At 40.1% G+C, this 15,159-nt stretch carries 15 protein-coding genes and 2 tRNA genes; 2 read left to right on the forward strand and 15 right to left on the reverse strand.

Annotated elements, in window-relative coordinates; translation table 11 throughout:
• Window positions 1–40 precede the first annotated feature (40 nt).
• Window positions 41–457 carry a hypothetical protein gene (locus tag KO534_RS19785; protein ID WP_215932474.1) on the reverse strand — a complete coding sequence of 139 codons (417 nt, stop codon included), beginning with the start codon at window positions 455–457 and terminating at the stop codon, window positions 41–43.
• Between the two features lie 117 nt (window positions 458–574).
• Window positions 575–1,516 carry a helix-turn-helix domain-containing protein gene (locus KO534_RS19790; RefSeq protein WP_215932476.1) on the reverse strand — a complete coding sequence of 314 codons (942 nt, stop codon included), beginning with the start codon at window positions 1,514–1,516 and terminating at the stop codon, window positions 575–577.
• 183 nt (window positions 1,517–1,699) lie between these two features.
• Between KO534_RS19790 and glgC the strand changes: the two genes are divergently transcribed.
• The gene (glgC, locus tag KO534_RS19795) at window positions 1,700–2,962 is read left to right on the forward strand and encodes a glucose-1-phosphate adenylyltransferase (protein WP_215932478.1); all 1,263 of its coding nucleotides are present in this window, start codon (window positions 1,700–1,702) and stop codon (window positions 2,960–2,962) included.
• Window positions 2,963–3,032: 70 nt separating this feature from the next.
• On the opposite strand, the gene KO534_RS19800 is transcribed toward glgC, so the two are convergent.
• Window positions 3,033–3,845 (reverse strand): alpha/beta fold hydrolase, encoded by an 813-nt coding sequence (locus KO534_RS19800; RefSeq protein ID WP_215932480.1) that lies wholly within the window; start codon window positions 3,843–3,845, stop codon window positions 3,033–3,035.
• A 142-nt stretch (window positions 3,846–3,987) separates the two neighbouring features.
• The gene (locus tag KO534_RS19805) at window positions 3,988–5,310 is read right to left on the reverse strand and encodes a spinster family MFS transporter (RefSeq protein WP_252732285.1); all 1,323 of its coding nucleotides are present in this window, start codon (window positions 5,308–5,310) and stop codon (window positions 3,988–3,990) included.
• A gap of 219 nt (window positions 5,311–5,529) precedes the next feature.
• Here KO534_RS19805 and KO534_RS19810 point away from each other — a divergent pair, with 219 nt between their 5' ends.
• Window positions 5,530–6,339: an acyl-CoA thioesterase gene (locus tag KO534_RS19810; protein ID WP_215932483.1), complete on the forward strand. Its 810-nt coding sequence runs from the start codon at window positions 5,530–5,532 to the stop codon at window positions 6,337–6,339.
• 37 nt (window positions 6,340–6,376) lie between these two features.
• Here the strand turns inward: KO534_RS19810 and KO534_RS19815 are convergent, their stop codons facing one another.
• The 11 genes from KO534_RS19815 to ruvB all read right to left on the reverse strand — a co-directional run bounded on the left by KO534_RS19815 (window position 6,377) and on the right by ruvB (window position 15,080).
• Entirely contained in the window at window positions 6,377–7,222 is an 846-nt protein-coding gene (locus tag KO534_RS19815; protein ID WP_215932485.1) for an HDOD domain-containing protein, read from the reverse strand.
• Window positions 7,223–7,825: 603 nt separating this feature from the next.
• Window positions 7,826–7,901: transfer RNA gene (locus tag KO534_RS19820), tRNA-Lys, on the reverse strand.
• Window positions 7,902–7,948: 47 nt separating this feature from the next.
• Window positions 7,949–8,024 (reverse strand) — tRNA-Lys (locus KO534_RS19825).
• A gap of 219 nt (window positions 8,025–8,243) precedes the next feature.
• A complete protein-coding gene (gene ybgF, locus KO534_RS19830; protein WP_215932486.1) occupies window positions 8,244–8,990 on the reverse strand; it encodes a tol-pal system protein YbgF in 747 nt (248 codons plus the stop codon).
• Between the two features lie 15 nt (window positions 8,991–9,005).
• The gene (gene pal, locus KO534_RS19835; RefSeq protein ID WP_215932488.1) at window positions 9,006–9,572 is read right to left on the reverse strand and encodes a peptidoglycan-associated lipoprotein Pal; all 567 of its coding nucleotides are present in this window, start codon (window positions 9,570–9,572) and stop codon (window positions 9,006–9,008) included.
• A 44-nt stretch (window positions 9,573–9,616) separates the two neighbouring features.
• Window positions 9,617–10,987 carry a Tol-Pal system beta propeller repeat protein TolB gene (gene tolB, locus KO534_RS19840; protein WP_215932490.1) on the reverse strand — a complete coding sequence of 457 codons (1,371 nt, stop codon included), beginning with the start codon at window positions 10,985–10,987 and terminating at the stop codon, window positions 9,617–9,619.
• On the reverse strand, window positions 10,987–11,877 hold the full coding sequence (gene tolA / locus KO534_RS19845; protein WP_215932492.1) for a cell envelope integrity protein TolA: 891 nt from the start codon (window positions 11,875–11,877) through the stop codon (window positions 10,987–10,989). The genes tolB and tolA overlap by 1 nt, the downstream gene beginning before the upstream one ends.
• 8 nt (window positions 11,878–11,885) lie before the next feature.
• On the reverse strand, window positions 11,886–12,308 hold the full coding sequence (gene tolR / locus KO534_RS19850) for a protein TolR (protein WP_215932494.1): 423 nt from the start codon (window positions 12,306–12,308) through the stop codon (window positions 11,886–11,888).
• An 11-nt stretch (window positions 12,309–12,319) separates the two neighbouring features.
• A complete protein-coding gene (tolQ, locus tag KO534_RS19855; RefSeq protein WP_215932496.1) occupies window positions 12,320–13,030 on the reverse strand; it encodes a protein TolQ in 711 nt (236 codons plus the stop codon).
• Window positions 13,020–13,424, reverse strand: a complete 405-nt coding sequence (gene ybgC, locus KO534_RS19860) for a tol-pal system-associated acyl-CoA thioesterase (RefSeq protein WP_215932498.1) — start codon at window positions 13,422–13,424, stop codon at window positions 13,020–13,022. Before ybgC ends, tolQ begins: the two co-directional genes overlap by 11 nt.
• Before the next feature lie 648 nt (window positions 13,425–14,072).
• Window positions 14,073–15,080: a Holliday junction branch migration DNA helicase RuvB gene (ruvB, locus tag KO534_RS19865; protein WP_215932500.1), complete on the reverse strand. Its 1,008-nt coding sequence runs from the start codon at window positions 15,078–15,080 to the stop codon at window positions 14,073–14,075.
• Between the last annotated feature and the right edge of the window lie 79 nt (window positions 15,081–15,159).

The raw sequence follows: 15,159 nt of genomic DNA on the forward strand, positions 1-15,159 counted from the left end.
AAATAAAGGCGTTTCCCCGGTGTTCTAGTCGGTTAAGCAGTTATTGACTAATTTGAGCCGACGTGATTTTTTGCAATAACCACCACGTCGCTTCCTCTTTGTTCGAAAAAAAGCGGAAAACATCACCTGCTTTTGTATGTAACTCACTTAAATGGCGTTTTGCGAATTCTGGTGAGTTGGACTCACCAACTAAAATTGCGCTTGCAACATGACCTTGTTTTATTTCGTGTTTGATAGTTTTAATAATATACTTGGCTGCATCGGGGACGTAGATGGGTTCTCCTGAGAATTCAACCAGTGAACCCCACGGACTGCCGTACAGTGATTCAACTAGAGGTTTAAAACGACTATAAGCCTCGTTGACTGCTTCTAAATTCCAAGGTCCGCAACCTTGAATCACCAGAATTCTATCTTGAATATCTAGTTCCAGATTTCCATGTACAGTAAAACGTCCCATCTCCCCACCTTTGCCTATATCTAAGCAGTGTTTCACTACTTATCAAATAGTTAACTAGTAAACTCTTGATATTTCAAGTCGTTTAACTAGTTAATTGTTGATTTTTAGACGTAAAAATCATTCGTCAATTCTAAACTGAGATTGATATTGACTAGGCGCCACCCCCACATATTTATTGAAATTGAACCTTAGGGTGATGCCATTATCGTAACCCACTTTCTGAGCCAATTGTTCGATAGACAACTTTTCCACTTCCAATAATTGTTTAGCAAGGTTAATTCTTTGCTGATTAATCCAAGCTTTTGGACTCGTTCCCAAAGCACTTTTAAAATGCCGATCAAAACTGCGTCTAGACATACACGCTTGTTTAGCTAGGTCGTCTACACAAAGCGGCTGATTAAGATGTTTAATAGCCCAATCAAGGGTATCGCTAAATGCGCCAGTATTTTTAGTTATTGGAGTTTCTACATATTGAGCCTGACCTCCATGCCTATGAGGAGAGATAACTAAACGTCTTGCTACTTGGTTGGCTATCTCATGACCAAAATCTTGTCGAACAATATCAATACCTAAGTCTAAAGCCGCAGCACTTCCGGCAGAGCAACTGATAGTTTGGTCATGGGTATAAAGTACATCGTCAACAAAATTAACTAAGGGAAAACGCTGTTTGAATATCTCACAATAGCGCCAATGTGTGGTGGCTCGCTTATTTTGCAATAAACCTATCTGAGCTAATAAAAAGGCTCCAGAACAAAAACTAATAATCCGACCACCATTCTCAGAAAAAGCCCTCACTTTTTCCGCCAAATCTAGACGAACATGGTTATTGTTATTATTCCAACAGGGGATCACTAAGGTGTGATAACCATCTAGTGTCTGAATTGATTCAGCTGAAATAGTAATACCACCTGTCGCTCGCAACGCTCCTTTTTCAAAACAGACTACATCTGTGTGATACCAATCTTTATATTCTGGGCGTGACAATGCAAAAATTTCAATGGCACAGGCTAGTTCAAAGGTAGCGATGTTCTGAAACGCTAAAATAGCAACTTTAAACATAGTAACTCCTTATTTGGACTGGCTAGACATGAGAGAAACGACACAAAAAGCCAAAAAGTTAGTCTCTCATCAATAACTTATCATAATATGTTTGTTTTGGATTGAGTTAAGACCTGTGTTGTGTAAACTCAATGTTAAGAGAAAAAGAACCTGTGCAATTTATTTTCGATGGAGTAACAATTTATGGCAAAACAACCATCTCGCTATATTAGTAATTTAACACGCGAAACCTATGCACTTATTTTGGCTGGGGGCAGAGGGTCAAGGCTTTATGAACTGACTAACTGGCGAGCTAAGCCTGCGCTGTATTTTGGAGGAAAGTTTCGAATAATTGATTTTCCTTTATCAAACTGCATCAATTCAGGGATCCGAAACGTAGGTGTTGTTACACAATACAAATCTCACTCTTTAATCCGTCACCTTGTTAGAGGTTGGGGGCACTTTAAAAAAGAACTCGGTGAATCAGTAGAAATTCTTCCCGCTTCCCAGCGTTTTTCTGATAATTGGTATGAAGGTACCGCAGACGCAGTTTTCCAAAATATTGATATCATTCGAGATGAATTGCCAAAATATGTAATGGTGTTATCTGGTGATCACATTTACCGAATGGACTATGGTAATTTAATTGCACAGCATGCCGAGTCTGGCGCAAAAATGACAGTAAGCTGTATGCCGGTTCCGATAGAAGAAGCAGCAGGACAATTTGGGGTAATGTCGGTAGATGAAAACTTAAAAGTGATAGGCTTCGAAGAAAAACCAGCCAACCCTACGCCTTTGCCAAATGATCCTACTAAGTGTTTAGCGTCAATGGGTAACTACGTATTTGATACTGAATTTTTGTTTGAGCAATTAAAAGCAGACTCAGAAACCTCTGGCTCGGAGCGAGACTTTGGAAAGGACATAATTCCATCTATCATCGAAGAAGGTTCGGTTTATGCTTTCCAATTCGAAAGTGATGATGAAAATGAAGCCTATTGGCGTGATGTAGGTACCTTGGATTCATTTTGGCAAGCCAACATGGAACTAGTTGCCCCGGTTCCAGCCCTTAATTTATACGATAAAAAATGGCCAATTTGGACCTATCAAGAACAATTACCACCTGCCAAGTTTGTTTGGGAAGAAGATAATCGACGCGGTACAGCGATCAACTCAGTAGTATCGGGTGGTTGTATTATTTCTGGTGCAACGCTGCGTCGCAGTATTTGCTTTTCAAACGTCAGAGTCCACTCGTACTCTGAAATTGAAGACTCTGTATTGTTACCTGACGTCGAAGTACAGCGTAATTGTCGCATTAGAAAGGCGATTATTGATCGCGGTTGTATCGTTCCAGAAGGCACCACAATTGGCCATAGTCGCGAAGAAGATTTAGCCAGAGGTTTCAGAGTCTCTGAAAAAGGTGTGGTTTTAGTGACCCGAGAAATGTTGGGCCTAAAAGTGGGGTATTAGTTTCACTAATTTTTCGGTAATTTTTTGATTAATAAGCCGCGTCGAAGCGGCTTTTTTGTTGCTGTGCCATCTAACGTCTAGCGCTTTCCCAAAGACGAATTTTATCACTTATCAAATTAGCAACTTGTTGCGGATATTCTAATGGGAACATATGGCCTCCCCCTTCAAATATCTGATGTTCAATTTTGCTTTTTTTAATAAAGGTACCTAAAAAAGACGGTGTGCATACATCACTTTGGCTCCCCGTAACCAGTAAACCGGGTACAGTAAGTCGTTTGTAGTACTTGTTCAGGTTATGGGGCACATTGCGGTATATATTTGCTTCAATCTGCGCATCGAAATTAAGCCGCAACTCCCCCTCTCTTTCGTCTATGGCCGCCGCGACGTAATCTTGGATACATTCCAATTGAAAGTTTTTAAACAACGCCTTCGATTGAAAATAGGCCACAACATCTGTGCCTAAAGGCCAACTTTGGCAACGCACTTTAGCTTTACCCGCCGGAGAGAGTTTATCAATTAAGGGAGAGTATTTAACCAACCTAAAGGCTAACCTAGCTAATCCAGAAGCGATCGGAGGATCGAGCAGGATTACCCCTTTGATTAAGTCAGGCCTGTCACAGGCCGCCATAAAAGACACGACAGATCCCATTGAATGCCCAACTAAATAAGCAGGAGCCTTTACCTTATCAGTTAAATAATCTGTTAACTCCAATATTTGATTTCCCCAATTGGTATTCACCGGAAATCGCTCAGAATGAGCAAATTTAGTGATTGCATGCACCTCAAAATCATCGGGAAGTTGATCAAATATTTGTTGGTAGCTGCCTGCGGGAAAGCCATTCGCATGGGCAAAGTGTAATTTAATTTTTGTGGATCCAGTCATTTAAAACCTGTTAATTTGAATGAATAAAGGCTCTCAAATGAGAGCCTTTAAGTGGTGCAGTGTAACTACGTTACTGTGAGATTATTATCTCAGATACTCACAAGTCGACCAAATAAAATTACGGTCAAGCTACTAGCTAACATTAGCCGTTTCGCTCTTCCGCGGCCTTCCAATCGCCAGGAATTTGTTTAGCGGTCCAAAAGAACGCAATAATTGACATGATATAGGGAACCGCTAACCATGACAGCGACAATCTCAAAGCTTCAATTTCACCATATTGTTCTGTGTAGAAATTACTTAAAATACCAATGAAAGTTGGGCCGCCACCTAAGGCAATGATATTTAAGACAAAGAAAAACAGTGCCGTCGACATCGCTCTTACTTTAACCGGCGCTAAAGTTTGCGCAAGAGCAAAAGAAGGCCCTAAATAGAAACCGCTGGTGAACAGTAGTACGGTGACTAATGCGATAGAAAGTTCAAGAGATTCAACCTGCAGTGACATATAATAAGCTGGTGCACCAATGACTAACGCCAATGCAGGAACTAATCCGTATGCGCCGCGGTTGGACTTGCCCCATTTATCTACCAAGACTCCACCAAGCCATACTCCGCCAGCATAAGCGGTGCCGTTAATTACACCCAATGTAATTAGAAATTGAGTAATATCCAGGCCTGCGTGTGCACGTACATAAAAATCAATCATCCATGTAGAAATGGCGTAATTACCAAATGAACCAAACGAAATAGCGAAACACATTCCCCACCAAGATTTAATGGATAACAATGCTTTGATTGATTCCCATGACTTACCTTGTGCCGAAGACGTTTGCATATTGCCACTACGAGAGGGCTCCTTAACCGTTAGTTTTAATAATATGGCTAAAGCGATCCCGGGTAAGCCAACAGCGATCATCACCATGCGCCAATCGGCTTCTCCACCTCTTAAGAAAAATGCTGATGCAAAAAAGGCCAACATGATCCCAAAAGGAATTCCCATAGAATAAATCGCTAAAGCACCTGCTCGTTTTTCCTTGGGAAATAAATCAGAAATAATTGAGTGTGAAGGAGGACTACCGCCGGCCTCTCCTATACCCACACCAATGCGGGCAAACGCAAGTTGTGCAAAATTTCCGGCCAATCCAGAAGCTGCAGTAAAACCACTCCAAAGAGTAAGTGAAATCGCAACTATATTCACCCTACTGTACCTGTCTGCTAGCCAAGCGATAGGGATACCCACCACTGTATACAACAAGGCAAAATAAATGCCTTTAAGCCAACCTAACTGCGCATCATCTAGACCTAAGTCTGCTTTGATAAAAGGCGACAATATACCGATAATTTGCCTGTCTATAAAATTGAAGGCATAAATCAACGTCAAAATAAATAGAACATAGTTTCGATATCCATTCGACACCGCTGGGGGTGTTTCTGGAGACTCGCTGCTCACTTTTTGTTCACTTGCCATCTATGTATCCTTAGAACTAGGTGTTTAATGTTTTCCTCATGGTACGGGTTGCAGGCTAGTAATTTCAAGCTAAATTGTTAAGTTTTTGTAAACATAACAGGTAGTTATGCTCAATCATAAAGACATGAAATCATCAAAGTAATTCTAGGCATTATCATAATTGTCTACAGATCAGACCAGATTATGGTTAACAACTGATTAACGGAGCCAAAATAAATTATGCATATTGATATATTGCTAAATTCGGTCAAACAACAAGTTAAATCAAATATTGATGACGTGAGACTGTCGGTTAGCAGCGGATGGGAGCAAGGTCGCACACTTTACGGTGGTATTTCCGCCTCTCTCGCTTATCAAGCAATGCGAGAAGTCGTGAGTCCGGATAAAATAATACGCTCGTTAAGCACTAACTTTATAGGTCCAATTGAAGCCGAAAAGGAATTCAGCATCAACGTAGAGGTGCTTCGAGAAGGAAAAAATGTCATTCAAGTCGTCGCCAAAATAATTCAAGGTGACAAAGTGGCATTAATGAGTCAGGCAAGTTTTGGTACGGCTCGCAAATCAAAGATCCATGTTCCGAATCAACTTCAGCACAACATGGAATATCCGTTAAAGCCAAACGGCATGCCTAATATCCCAAAAGTCACCCCGAAATTTATTAGAAATTTCGAATTAGCCCAAAGCAAAGGTGGTTGGCCCTTCACTGGCAAAAAAGACAGTGATTTGCATGGTTGGATGCGCTTTAAAGAACAACCAAATGAGTTTTGTGACGCTCATTTAATTGCCTTGATAGATATTTGGCCTCCAACGGTTTTACAATTATTACGCTGGCCTGCCATGGCGAGTACTATGAGTTGGAACTTGGAATTCATTCATCCCCATCAAAACATCGCAGGAAATGACTGGATAGCTTACCAAGCTAACACTAGGCAAGCAGCTGATGGATATGCACATACCGAGGCGAATATATGGGATAGGCATGGCTCTATTGTTGCAATTAGTAGGCAAGTAGTCACGGTATTTGCCTAACTAAGAAACAGCAGTATAAATTAATTAAGGCTGGCAGTTAAAACATCGCCAGTGAAGACGGACTAAACAAAGCTAACGCACTCATTAACTGCAAATTACTAAAGTCTAGGGCATTATTAACCGCCTCTATATCCAACCCTAGACTCTGGTACATTTGTTCGCTCACATCGCCGTGGATTGGATAATAACCGCTATTAATATTATTTCTAGCTAGCAAATAAGCGAGTTGCATGATTTTATCTTCATTGGTTTTAGCTTTATTTTCACTGACGTGAGTGTTCCCCACAGTTTCCGCAATATCACTTGGTATCCCCCATAGCTTTAACAGTTCAGATGAAATTGCTGCATAGGAAAAGCCTAAGTACTTTTTTTGCAACATCAGAGGGGAGCTTTCACTAGAAATCGCAGCGCATTGACTGGCTTTCTCTGGATCTAACTTTACCAACACCAGTTCGCCAAGATTATGCAATAAACCACACACAAATAATTTTTCAGGCTCTTTTAACCCTAACTCTTCGGCAAAATACTTACACAACAAAGCACAACTTACTGCTTGTTCCCAATATTGATCTAAATCGATCACATCGGGGCTAATTTTTTGAAATGCTCTGCTCACTCCGTAAGCTAAAACTAAATCATAGATTGAACGCGTACCTATCACCTGAATGGCTTTGGCAACGGTAGTAATAGTATTTGGAAATTTGTACAAAGCGCTGTTAGAAATCTTTAAGACTTGTGACATGATTGCTGGGTCATAATTAATCACTTCGGCAATATCTTCAATACAAGTCGCGTCATCGTCTATTAATTGCTTAACTTTCACAGCCGCCTCGGGCAGCACAAAAACATCTCCAGCGTTTATTGCGTATTCTTTTACATTCATATAATTGCTCCACCTTAGCGTCCATTAAGCTGATTGTAATCTATGTTTGATTTTACTGCATGATCAATCTTACAAAATTGTAAATTACTCAACTTAAACAACTAAATAGGTGAAACTAAATTGCGAAGAACCATTGTTTAAATTTCTTAAACTAGCTTATCTGAGTATATTTGATTGATAACACTTCGCGACTCGAGAACGGGTTGCGTCACAATACCTAGCGAATACTAAACTCAACAAAATAATCGTTCAGGGGTGTCTGTTTACTATATAAATCGTTGGAAGGCGTATTTTGGATTATTTAATCGTTTTTGCTGAGTTTACTTTTAGTGAATGCTTAACTGACACAAACTAAGATACATCAATGCAAATATTTGAGTTTTTGAAAATACTATTTTGAAAGGATATAAAAAGATGGTGGGTCGTGCTGGATTATAAAATACGTCCTGTTTTTTATCCTCCGGACCATCGCCAAAACCGCTAGCGATGTTAAAATTTGTTCCATACAAATTTTTCGAACCACGCTGGCTCTCATCCAGCACGACTAGGCCATATGCTTGATGTTGGTAATAGATTGCTATGGAATATAAAAATTGAAGAAGATGGTGGGTCGTGCTGGATTCGAACCAGCGACCAATTGATTAAAAGTCAACTGCTCTACCAACTGAGCTAACGACCCATCTATTGAAATTTTTTACAGTGCTCACTTGTGTGATTAAAGAAAATTGGTGGGTCGTGCTGGATTCGAACCAGCGACCAATTGATTAAAAGTCAACTGCTCTACCAACTGAGCTAACGACCCATTTTTCAATTTTCTTTCCGCCTCACTGCGAGGGCGGCATATAATACTCAATTGAAATCTCAGTGCAACCCAAATGGCATTATTATTTCAATAATATGAACTGTTTGCTGAAAAACCGAACAATAGTAAATTCAGCAAACTAAAACAGATTAAAAAACTAACAATCGATCCCCATATTGGTTCACATCAGAAATCAAAAATAGCGGTCAAAAATTCTGATTAGAGACCTTTAAGTCGATTCTCAGCCAATTTAGCTGAAGATGAATCGGGAAACTCTGCCACAACTTGTTCCCAAAGTTGTTTAGCCCGTGCGGCGTTAGAACGTTCCATTTCAGTTATACCTAACTTCAAGGTTGCATCCGCTCTTTTGTTCGAATCTGGATAATTGGTGATTAACGAATTGAATTGTTCGCCTGCACCAGCCCAATCTTGCTTATTAAACAATAATTGACCTAACCAGTAGTGTGCGTTGGGTACGTAACTAGAATCAGGAAAATGTTGCAAAAACAATTGAAACTCAGGGATGGCTTGATCATATAGTCTATCTTTTAGGATCAAATTCACCGCTTTGTCATAAGCTCCATTTTCATTTGCTGAGTAAGGCACTTCAGGAGTCACGGCCACAGGGTTAACAGCAGCGCTAGGTATCGTTGAGGGCTGGGTTTTGACAGATTCGATACGTTTATCTATTTCTAGATAAAGTTCTCTTTGTCGTTCAAGAATTTTCTCTAATTGATAGTTTTGTACTTCAATAGCCCCTCGAAGTTCGTTTACTTCGTTTTGCATTATATCAAGCTGCTCTTGCTGACGGTGCTGCGCTTCTGTTCGTGCCGAAAACTTTCTTTCAAGTTCAGTAATGCGTTGGTCACTACTGGCGCTAGTTACGTCTGACACAGGCGCAGGAGCCGCAATAACTGCGGCTCCATATAGACCTAGCAAACTTATCGCTAAGGTACGTTTCATCATATTTGACTTCTATTATTAATAAACCAAAACACCTCGACGGTTTTCTGCAAAAGCCGCCTCAGTTGAAGAATTGTTGACAGGTTTTTCTTCACCATATGACACTACTGATATTTGTGAAGGACTCACACCTGCATTCAATAAGTAGGTTTGTACTGATTTAGCACGAGATTCACCCAATGCAATGTTATATTCAGGGGTTCCACGGCTATCACAGTGGCCTTCAATTACCACCGACTGACTGCTGTTTTTCACTAAAAATGCAGCGTGTTGATCTAAAATACCGTAGTACTTAGAGCTAATACTGGCTCTATCAAAATCAAAATAAACCAATTGGTTATTTTCAAGCGCCATTAATTCTTGTTTCATTTCTTCAGCAGGAGTCAACATAGGTGCAACTTTACCAGCTTCAACCATTGAATCACGTGCTTCTTGCGCTTTACGATCGGCTTCTGCTTGCTCTTGGGCAATTCTTGCTTCTTCTGCAGCCGCACTAGATGCACTTTCATCTGTAGAAGTACAAGCCATCATAGTTACAACTGGAAGAGCTATAACCAACCCTTTTAAAATTTTATTTAGTTGCATTCTTTTTTTCCTGTTTTTATCGAATTTAAGTAAAAATGTAAAATTTAACGTAAAAATGGTGACCAGGTCGGAGCCTTCACCTGACCATCGGCCGCAGGCAGTAGTGCTTTAAATCTGCCATCTAAAGACACCAAAGACAAAACTTGCTTTCCTTGATGTAAGGTACTGTAAATAATCATACTTCCATTTGGCGCTATACTAGGTGATTCATCCAAAAAGGTTTTAGTGAGCACCTGTAGATTACCATTTGTCAAATCTTGGCGCGAAATATGATATTTTCCACGTGTTCGATTGACCATCACCATTTGTTTACCGTCTGGTGTGATTGTCCCACCTAAGTTCATTTCACCTTCAAAAGTCAAGCGACGAACCTTGCCTGATGCTAAATTTACTCGATATATCTGAGGTTTACCACCCCGTTCTGAACTAAATATTAAGCTCTTACTATCTGGAGTCCAGCTTGGTTCAGTATCTATTGCTCTATTTTTGGTTACCCTACGTAATTGTTTACTAGCAATATTCATAACATAGAGTTCAGTATTGCCGTCTTTTGACAATACCATTGCGAGGCTTTTTCCATCAGGAGAGAACTTTGGTGAACCGTTAATCCCAGGAAAACTAGTCATTTGTGTTCTATTCATGGTGTAGATATCTTGGATAAATATCTGCGGGCGTTTGTTTTCAAAACTGACGTAAGCTAACTTTGTACCATCTGGTGACCAAGATGGAGACATAAGCGGCTCAGGGGAACGTAGTAAAATGGTTTCGTTTGCACCGTCATAATCCGCCACAACTATTTGAAAGGGTAAATCATATTTGTTTCTATCGCGAACAATGACATAAGCAATACGCGTTAAAAACGCCCCTTTTTCTCCAGTGAGTTTTTCATAAACCACATCGCTTATTCTATGGGAGTGGCGCCTAAAATCACTACCAGAAATAGTCATTTTACTCGCTGCTAATACATGCTCATTACTTGAAATGAGTTTACCGCCGCTTAACATTTGTGACTGACCACCGGTAATTTGACCACGCAATACATCGATTAACTCATAAGTCACCGTGTATCTATCTATACCTGTAAGTTCAACCTTACCCACCAACACAGCTTCTATACCCTTAGATGCCCATGCACTGTAATCCACCTCTTTATCAGCAGAGGGGTATTGCGGCATATCTCTAGAATTAATAGGATTAAACTTACCACTGCGACGCAAATCAGCCGCGATCACATCTGTGAGTTTATCAGGCATCACCCCTTCACCCACCCATTTAAAAGGCACAACTCCAATAGGACGAGACGTATCGACTCCTTCAGTGATAACAATTTCCAGCGCGGAAAAGCTGCGAAAACTAACAGACAAAATAAAAAATGAAAGCAGTAGTTTCTTAGTTATAGACATAGTTTTAAACATTATAGTTCTGGCTCAACGGTTAAATTAATTTCACGTAATTGTTGGTAAACATCGGGTTCTCTGGATACTGGCAATGTATCCGATTTAAACACTGCGGCTTTCGCTGCTCGGCATAATATAGCGTTTCCACCTAACTCTGTAACTTGCGTTACTAAACCATTTGATGCCATTCGAATATTCAAACGGCAAGATTTTCCTTTCATTGCGTCATCAACAATCAAGTTTCTCTGAATAGTCTGTTTAATGAGCGCTTGATATTTTTGCACTTCGGTTAACACTTGTTTATTTCTTACTTCTTGCCGCGCAGCCTGCTCTGCCTTAAGTTGTTCATCAAGCATTTTTTCCCGGGCGGCCTTTTCTTGGGCGGCCTGGCGTTTACGTTCAGCTTCCTCACGTTTACGCGCGGCTTCTTTCAAGGCTTTTTCTTCTTTCTCGCGCTTTTCTTTTGCTTGTTTTTCTTTCTCTCGTTTAGCTTGAGCTTCGGCTTTTTTCTTCGCCAGTTCTTTACGCTTACGATCGTCTTCAAGCTTTTGGGCTTTAGCCTTTTCTTGCTTCTGTTTTTCTCTTGCCGCGGCTGCAGCTTGTTCCGCCTTCTTTTGATCTAACTTTTGTTGTTTACGTTTTTGTTCTGCAAGTGCCGCCTTACGCTCTATTTCCTTTAATCTATTCTCTTCTTTTAAACGTTTAGCATTTTGTTCATCTTTGACTTTTTGAAGTTGTTTTTGTATCTGAGTTTCGTCGACAACTTTTGCTTCGATGATTGGCGCGGCATTAAATGGGTTGGGCGTTTCCTTATGGCTTGTTGAAAAAAGCCCACTGATTAGCAACCCAACTACCACAACTAGGTGCATACAAAAGGAAATAGTAACAGCAATCCGCAACTTAGACATTCTGCCAGTTAACCCTCGGGCGGTGTGGTCATTAATCCAACAGAAGGCGCGCCTGCTCGTTGTAACAACACCATCAACTGCACTACTTCACTATATGCAACCGCTCCGTCTCCTTTCACTACGACTGGAGTATTAGGTTCGCGCTTAAGATGCTCTTGCACTAAAACAGCCAAATCCACCGCTGACATAGGTTCTTGTTGACTCTCCCCGGAATTCAAAAAGTATTGGCCTTTGGCGTCCACTGTGGCGACTAATGGAGGATTGGATTCTTCATCTAAAGGTTGGGCTTGCGCTTCAGGTAAATCAACTTTTACACCTTGAGTAACAAGTGGCGCGGTGACCATAAAAATAATCAGTAGCACCAACATGACATCGATATATGGCACCACGTTAATTTCTGATACCGGGCGTCTGCGTTTTCTAACGTACATAATCAATCAACCTAAGCAGAATGTTGCGTAGCGTGAGAAGGTTCCGCACCTGACAATAGTGCCTGCCTATGTAAAATACTGGAAAACTCTTCCATAAAATTACCGTAACTATTTTCAAGTTTTTCTACTTGGTGACTAAAGCGGTTGTAGGCAATCACCGCTGGGATAGCTGCAAATAACCCCATTGCAGTAGCAATCAATGCTTCAGCTATACCAGGAGCAACCATAGCCAGAGTAGCTTGCTGCTGCCCACCTAAAGCGATAAAAGAAGTCATTATTCCCCAAACCGTACCGAACAATCCAATATAAGGACTGATCGAGCCAGTTGTTGCCAAAAACGGCAAGCGACTTTCCAGACGATCAATTTCACGGGATAACGACACTCTCATCGCCCTAGATGCGCCCTCCATCACCGCCTCAGCTGGTGTATTCACATTTTTACGGGATCGGACAAATTCTTTAAAGCCGGCGCAAAACATACTCGCCATGCCTTCCAATGATTGACGCGCCGCTAATTCTTGATAGAAACGGTTAAGGTCAACACCAGACCAAAACTTATCTTCAAACTTTTTCATTTCAGAACGAGCAAAATTTAGAGCACGACTGCGTTCCAATATAAATGCCCAAGAAGCAACCGATGCCGTAAATAACAGCAACATAACCAGTTGTACTAACAGGCTGGCTTCTAAAATTAAATCAATGAAAGATATATCAGATGACACGTGAAAATTCCCCTAAAATATTGTCAGGTATAGCTTGTGGTTTCATGTTGGATAAATTGACACAAGCGACTCTGATTAATGCACTGACCAAACATTGATTGTTTGGACTAATTATTATTTGTTTGAACACTAAACTAGCTCGTTTCAATTCTACTATTTCAGATTGAATACACAACAATTCATTGAAGCGAGCTGGCCCATGATTGTCCATTTCAACACGTTTGACGACAAAACCCACGGAACGTTCCAAAAGAATATCTTGTTCGATACCCATTTGCCTTAACCATTCGGTTCTTGCACGTTCCAAAAACTTAAGATAATTAGCATAATACACGATCCCACCGGCATCTGTGTCCTCGTAATACACCCGCACATTGTGACTATGTTTATTCATTATTAAGCTACTTTATTGATGTTTAAGGAATACAACTTTGCTTTCTATGTACTTTCATTACAGCTAGCCACTACCCACCGACTTTGAATCGTTATGCTATCAAACAATAAGTAACTGCAAACTGATTTTTTATACTTGCGACGAAATCATTTTATTTTCATAGACTTATAGCAAACACAACAAATCGTTACACGCTTTATACAAACTTTAGATACGAATAGTTATTCACTTAAATTGAACTAACATTTACTTAACTAAACAATGGCAAGCAACAATAATAATAATGGTTTAAAAATCAAACAAATTAAATATTCCTTATAAATCATACAATTACAATTTAAAAAATTTTCAAGCTCGGTTAAACAACAATACGCACTAAATTCGCATTAGTTTTTCTAATCACAAAATTAATTTAATTCAATTGAAGATTAAAATTAAATGGCTAGAATAGCTCTCGTTGTTTTCTGAACTGCATATTATTTTGTGTTTAAGGCGAGATGATATTGCAATGAGTTTATTTGACATGTTCCCTGGATTAATTTCCTTTAACACTAGTTGTTTGGCCCACATTTCTTATGTGGGCTTTTTTTTGCCTAGATTTTATGAACCTAAACACAGGATTGAATTAACAAAGTAAAAAAGAATTAACTAATCGGCAGAATAATCTTTACCAAAATGCAAGAACGCACGTTGCGAGGCAATTCGTCCTCGAGGAGTGCGTTGCAGAAACCCTTGTTGGATCAGAAAAGGTTCAATTACATCTTCGATCGTTTCGCGCTCTTCACCTATAGCTGCGGCTAAGTTATCCAAACCTACGGGTCCGCCCATAAAGGTTTCAATAATGGCCAGCAATAATTTACGATCCATATAATCGAGCCCCTCCTTATCGACATCTAGCATGTCTAACGCTTGACTCGCCACTTCTAGTGTAATGTTTCCATCGGATCTGACTTCTGCAAAATCTCTGACACGACGCAACAACCGGTTACTAATACGCGGTGTGCCTCTTGAACGTTTGGCAATTTCAATTGCCCCATCTTCTTGCATAGTCAAATTTAAATAACTTGCCGAGCGATTTACGATCTGAGTCAGATCTTTAATATTATAAAACTCTAGTCTCTGCACTATCCCAAAACGATCTCTAAGAGGAGATGTTAACGACCCCGCTCTTGTTGTAGCACCAATTAAAGTAAAAGGAGGAAGCTCTAATTTTATTGAACGTGCAGCTGGTCCTTCACCTATCATAATGTCGAGTTGATAATCTTCCATTGCAGGATAGAGGATTTCTTCGACCACAGAGCTAAGACGATGAATTTCGTCAATAAACAATACGTCGTTTTCTTCAAGATTAGTCAACAAAGCCGCTAAATCACCGGCTTTTTCAAGAACGGGCCCAGATGTGGTTTTAATATTAACCCCCATCTCGTTTGCCACAATATTAGCCAAAGTGGTTTTACCTAAACCAGGCGGTCCAAAAATTAACAAATGATCAAGCGCGTCACTGCGTTTTTTTGCCGCTTCGATGAAAATTTCCATTTGTGAACAGACATGATCTTGCCCAGTATAATCGGCCAACATTTTTGGACGAATAGCGCGATCAATCACTTCATCTTCATGGCTTGCGGTAGGTTTAACTATACGGTCAGCTTCAATCATTTTTATTTGTTAACAATGGTCTTAGTGTTTTTTTATACAGTATCAAATTTATCACTAAACGTCTTTAAAAGTCGTATTA

Origin of the sequence: Paraglaciecola arctica, assembly GCF_018861065.1 — a bacterium.
Lineage (GTDB): Bacteria > Pseudomonadota > Gammaproteobacteria > Enterobacterales > Alteromonadaceae > Paraglaciecola > Paraglaciecola arctica_B.

Excerpts from the sequence above, each read along its gene's own strand:
- KO534_RS19785 (WP_215932474.1), bottom strand. The coding sequence starts at position 457 with ATGGGACGTTTTACTGTACATGGAAATCTGGAACTAGATATTCAAGAT.
- KO534_RS19790 (WP_215932476.1), bottom strand. The coding sequence starts at position 1,516 with ATGTTTAAAGTTGCTATTTTAGCGTTTCAGAACATCGCTACCTTTGAA.
- glgC (WP_215932478.1), top strand. The coding sequence starts at position 1,700 with ATGGCAAAACAACCATCTCGCTATATTAGTAATTTAACACGCGAAACC.
- KO534_RS19800 (WP_215932480.1), bottom strand. The coding sequence starts at position 3,845 with ATGACTGGATCCACAAAAATTAAATTACACTTTGCCCATGCGAATGGC.
- KO534_RS19805 (WP_252732285.1), bottom strand. The coding sequence starts at position 5,310 with ATGGCAAGTGAACAAAAAGTGAGCAGCGAGTCTCCAGAAACACCCCCA.
- KO534_RS19810 (WP_215932483.1), top strand. The coding sequence starts at position 5,530 with ATGCATATTGATATATTGCTAAATTCGGTCAAACAACAAGTTAAATCA.
- KO534_RS19815 (WP_215932485.1), bottom strand. The coding sequence starts at position 7,222 with ATGAATGTAAAAGAATACGCAATAAACGCTGGAGATGTTTTTGTGCTG.
- ybgF (WP_215932486.1), bottom strand. The coding sequence starts at position 8,990 with ATGATGAAACGTACCTTAGCGATAAGTTTGCTAGGTCTATATGGAGCC.
- pal (WP_215932488.1), bottom strand. The coding sequence starts at position 9,572 with ATGCAACTAAATAAAATTTTAAAAGGGTTGGTTATAGCTCTTCCAGTT.
- tolB (WP_215932490.1), bottom strand. The coding sequence starts at position 10,987 with ATGTTTAAAACTATGTCTATAACTAAGAAACTACTGCTTTCATTTTTT.
- tolA (WP_215932492.1), bottom strand. The coding sequence starts at position 11,877 with ATGTCTAAGTTGCGGATTGCTGTTACTATTTCCTTTTGTATGCACCTA.
- tolR (WP_215932494.1), bottom strand. The coding sequence starts at position 12,308 with ATGTACGTTAGAAAACGCAGACGCCCGGTATCAGAAATTAACGTGGTG.
- ybgC (WP_215932498.1), bottom strand. The coding sequence starts at position 13,424 with ATGAATAAACATAGTCACAATGTGCGGGTGTATTACGAGGACACAGAT.
- ruvB (WP_215932500.1), bottom strand. The coding sequence starts at position 15,080 with ATGATTGAAGCTGACCGTATAGTTAAACCTACCGCAAGCCATGAAGAT.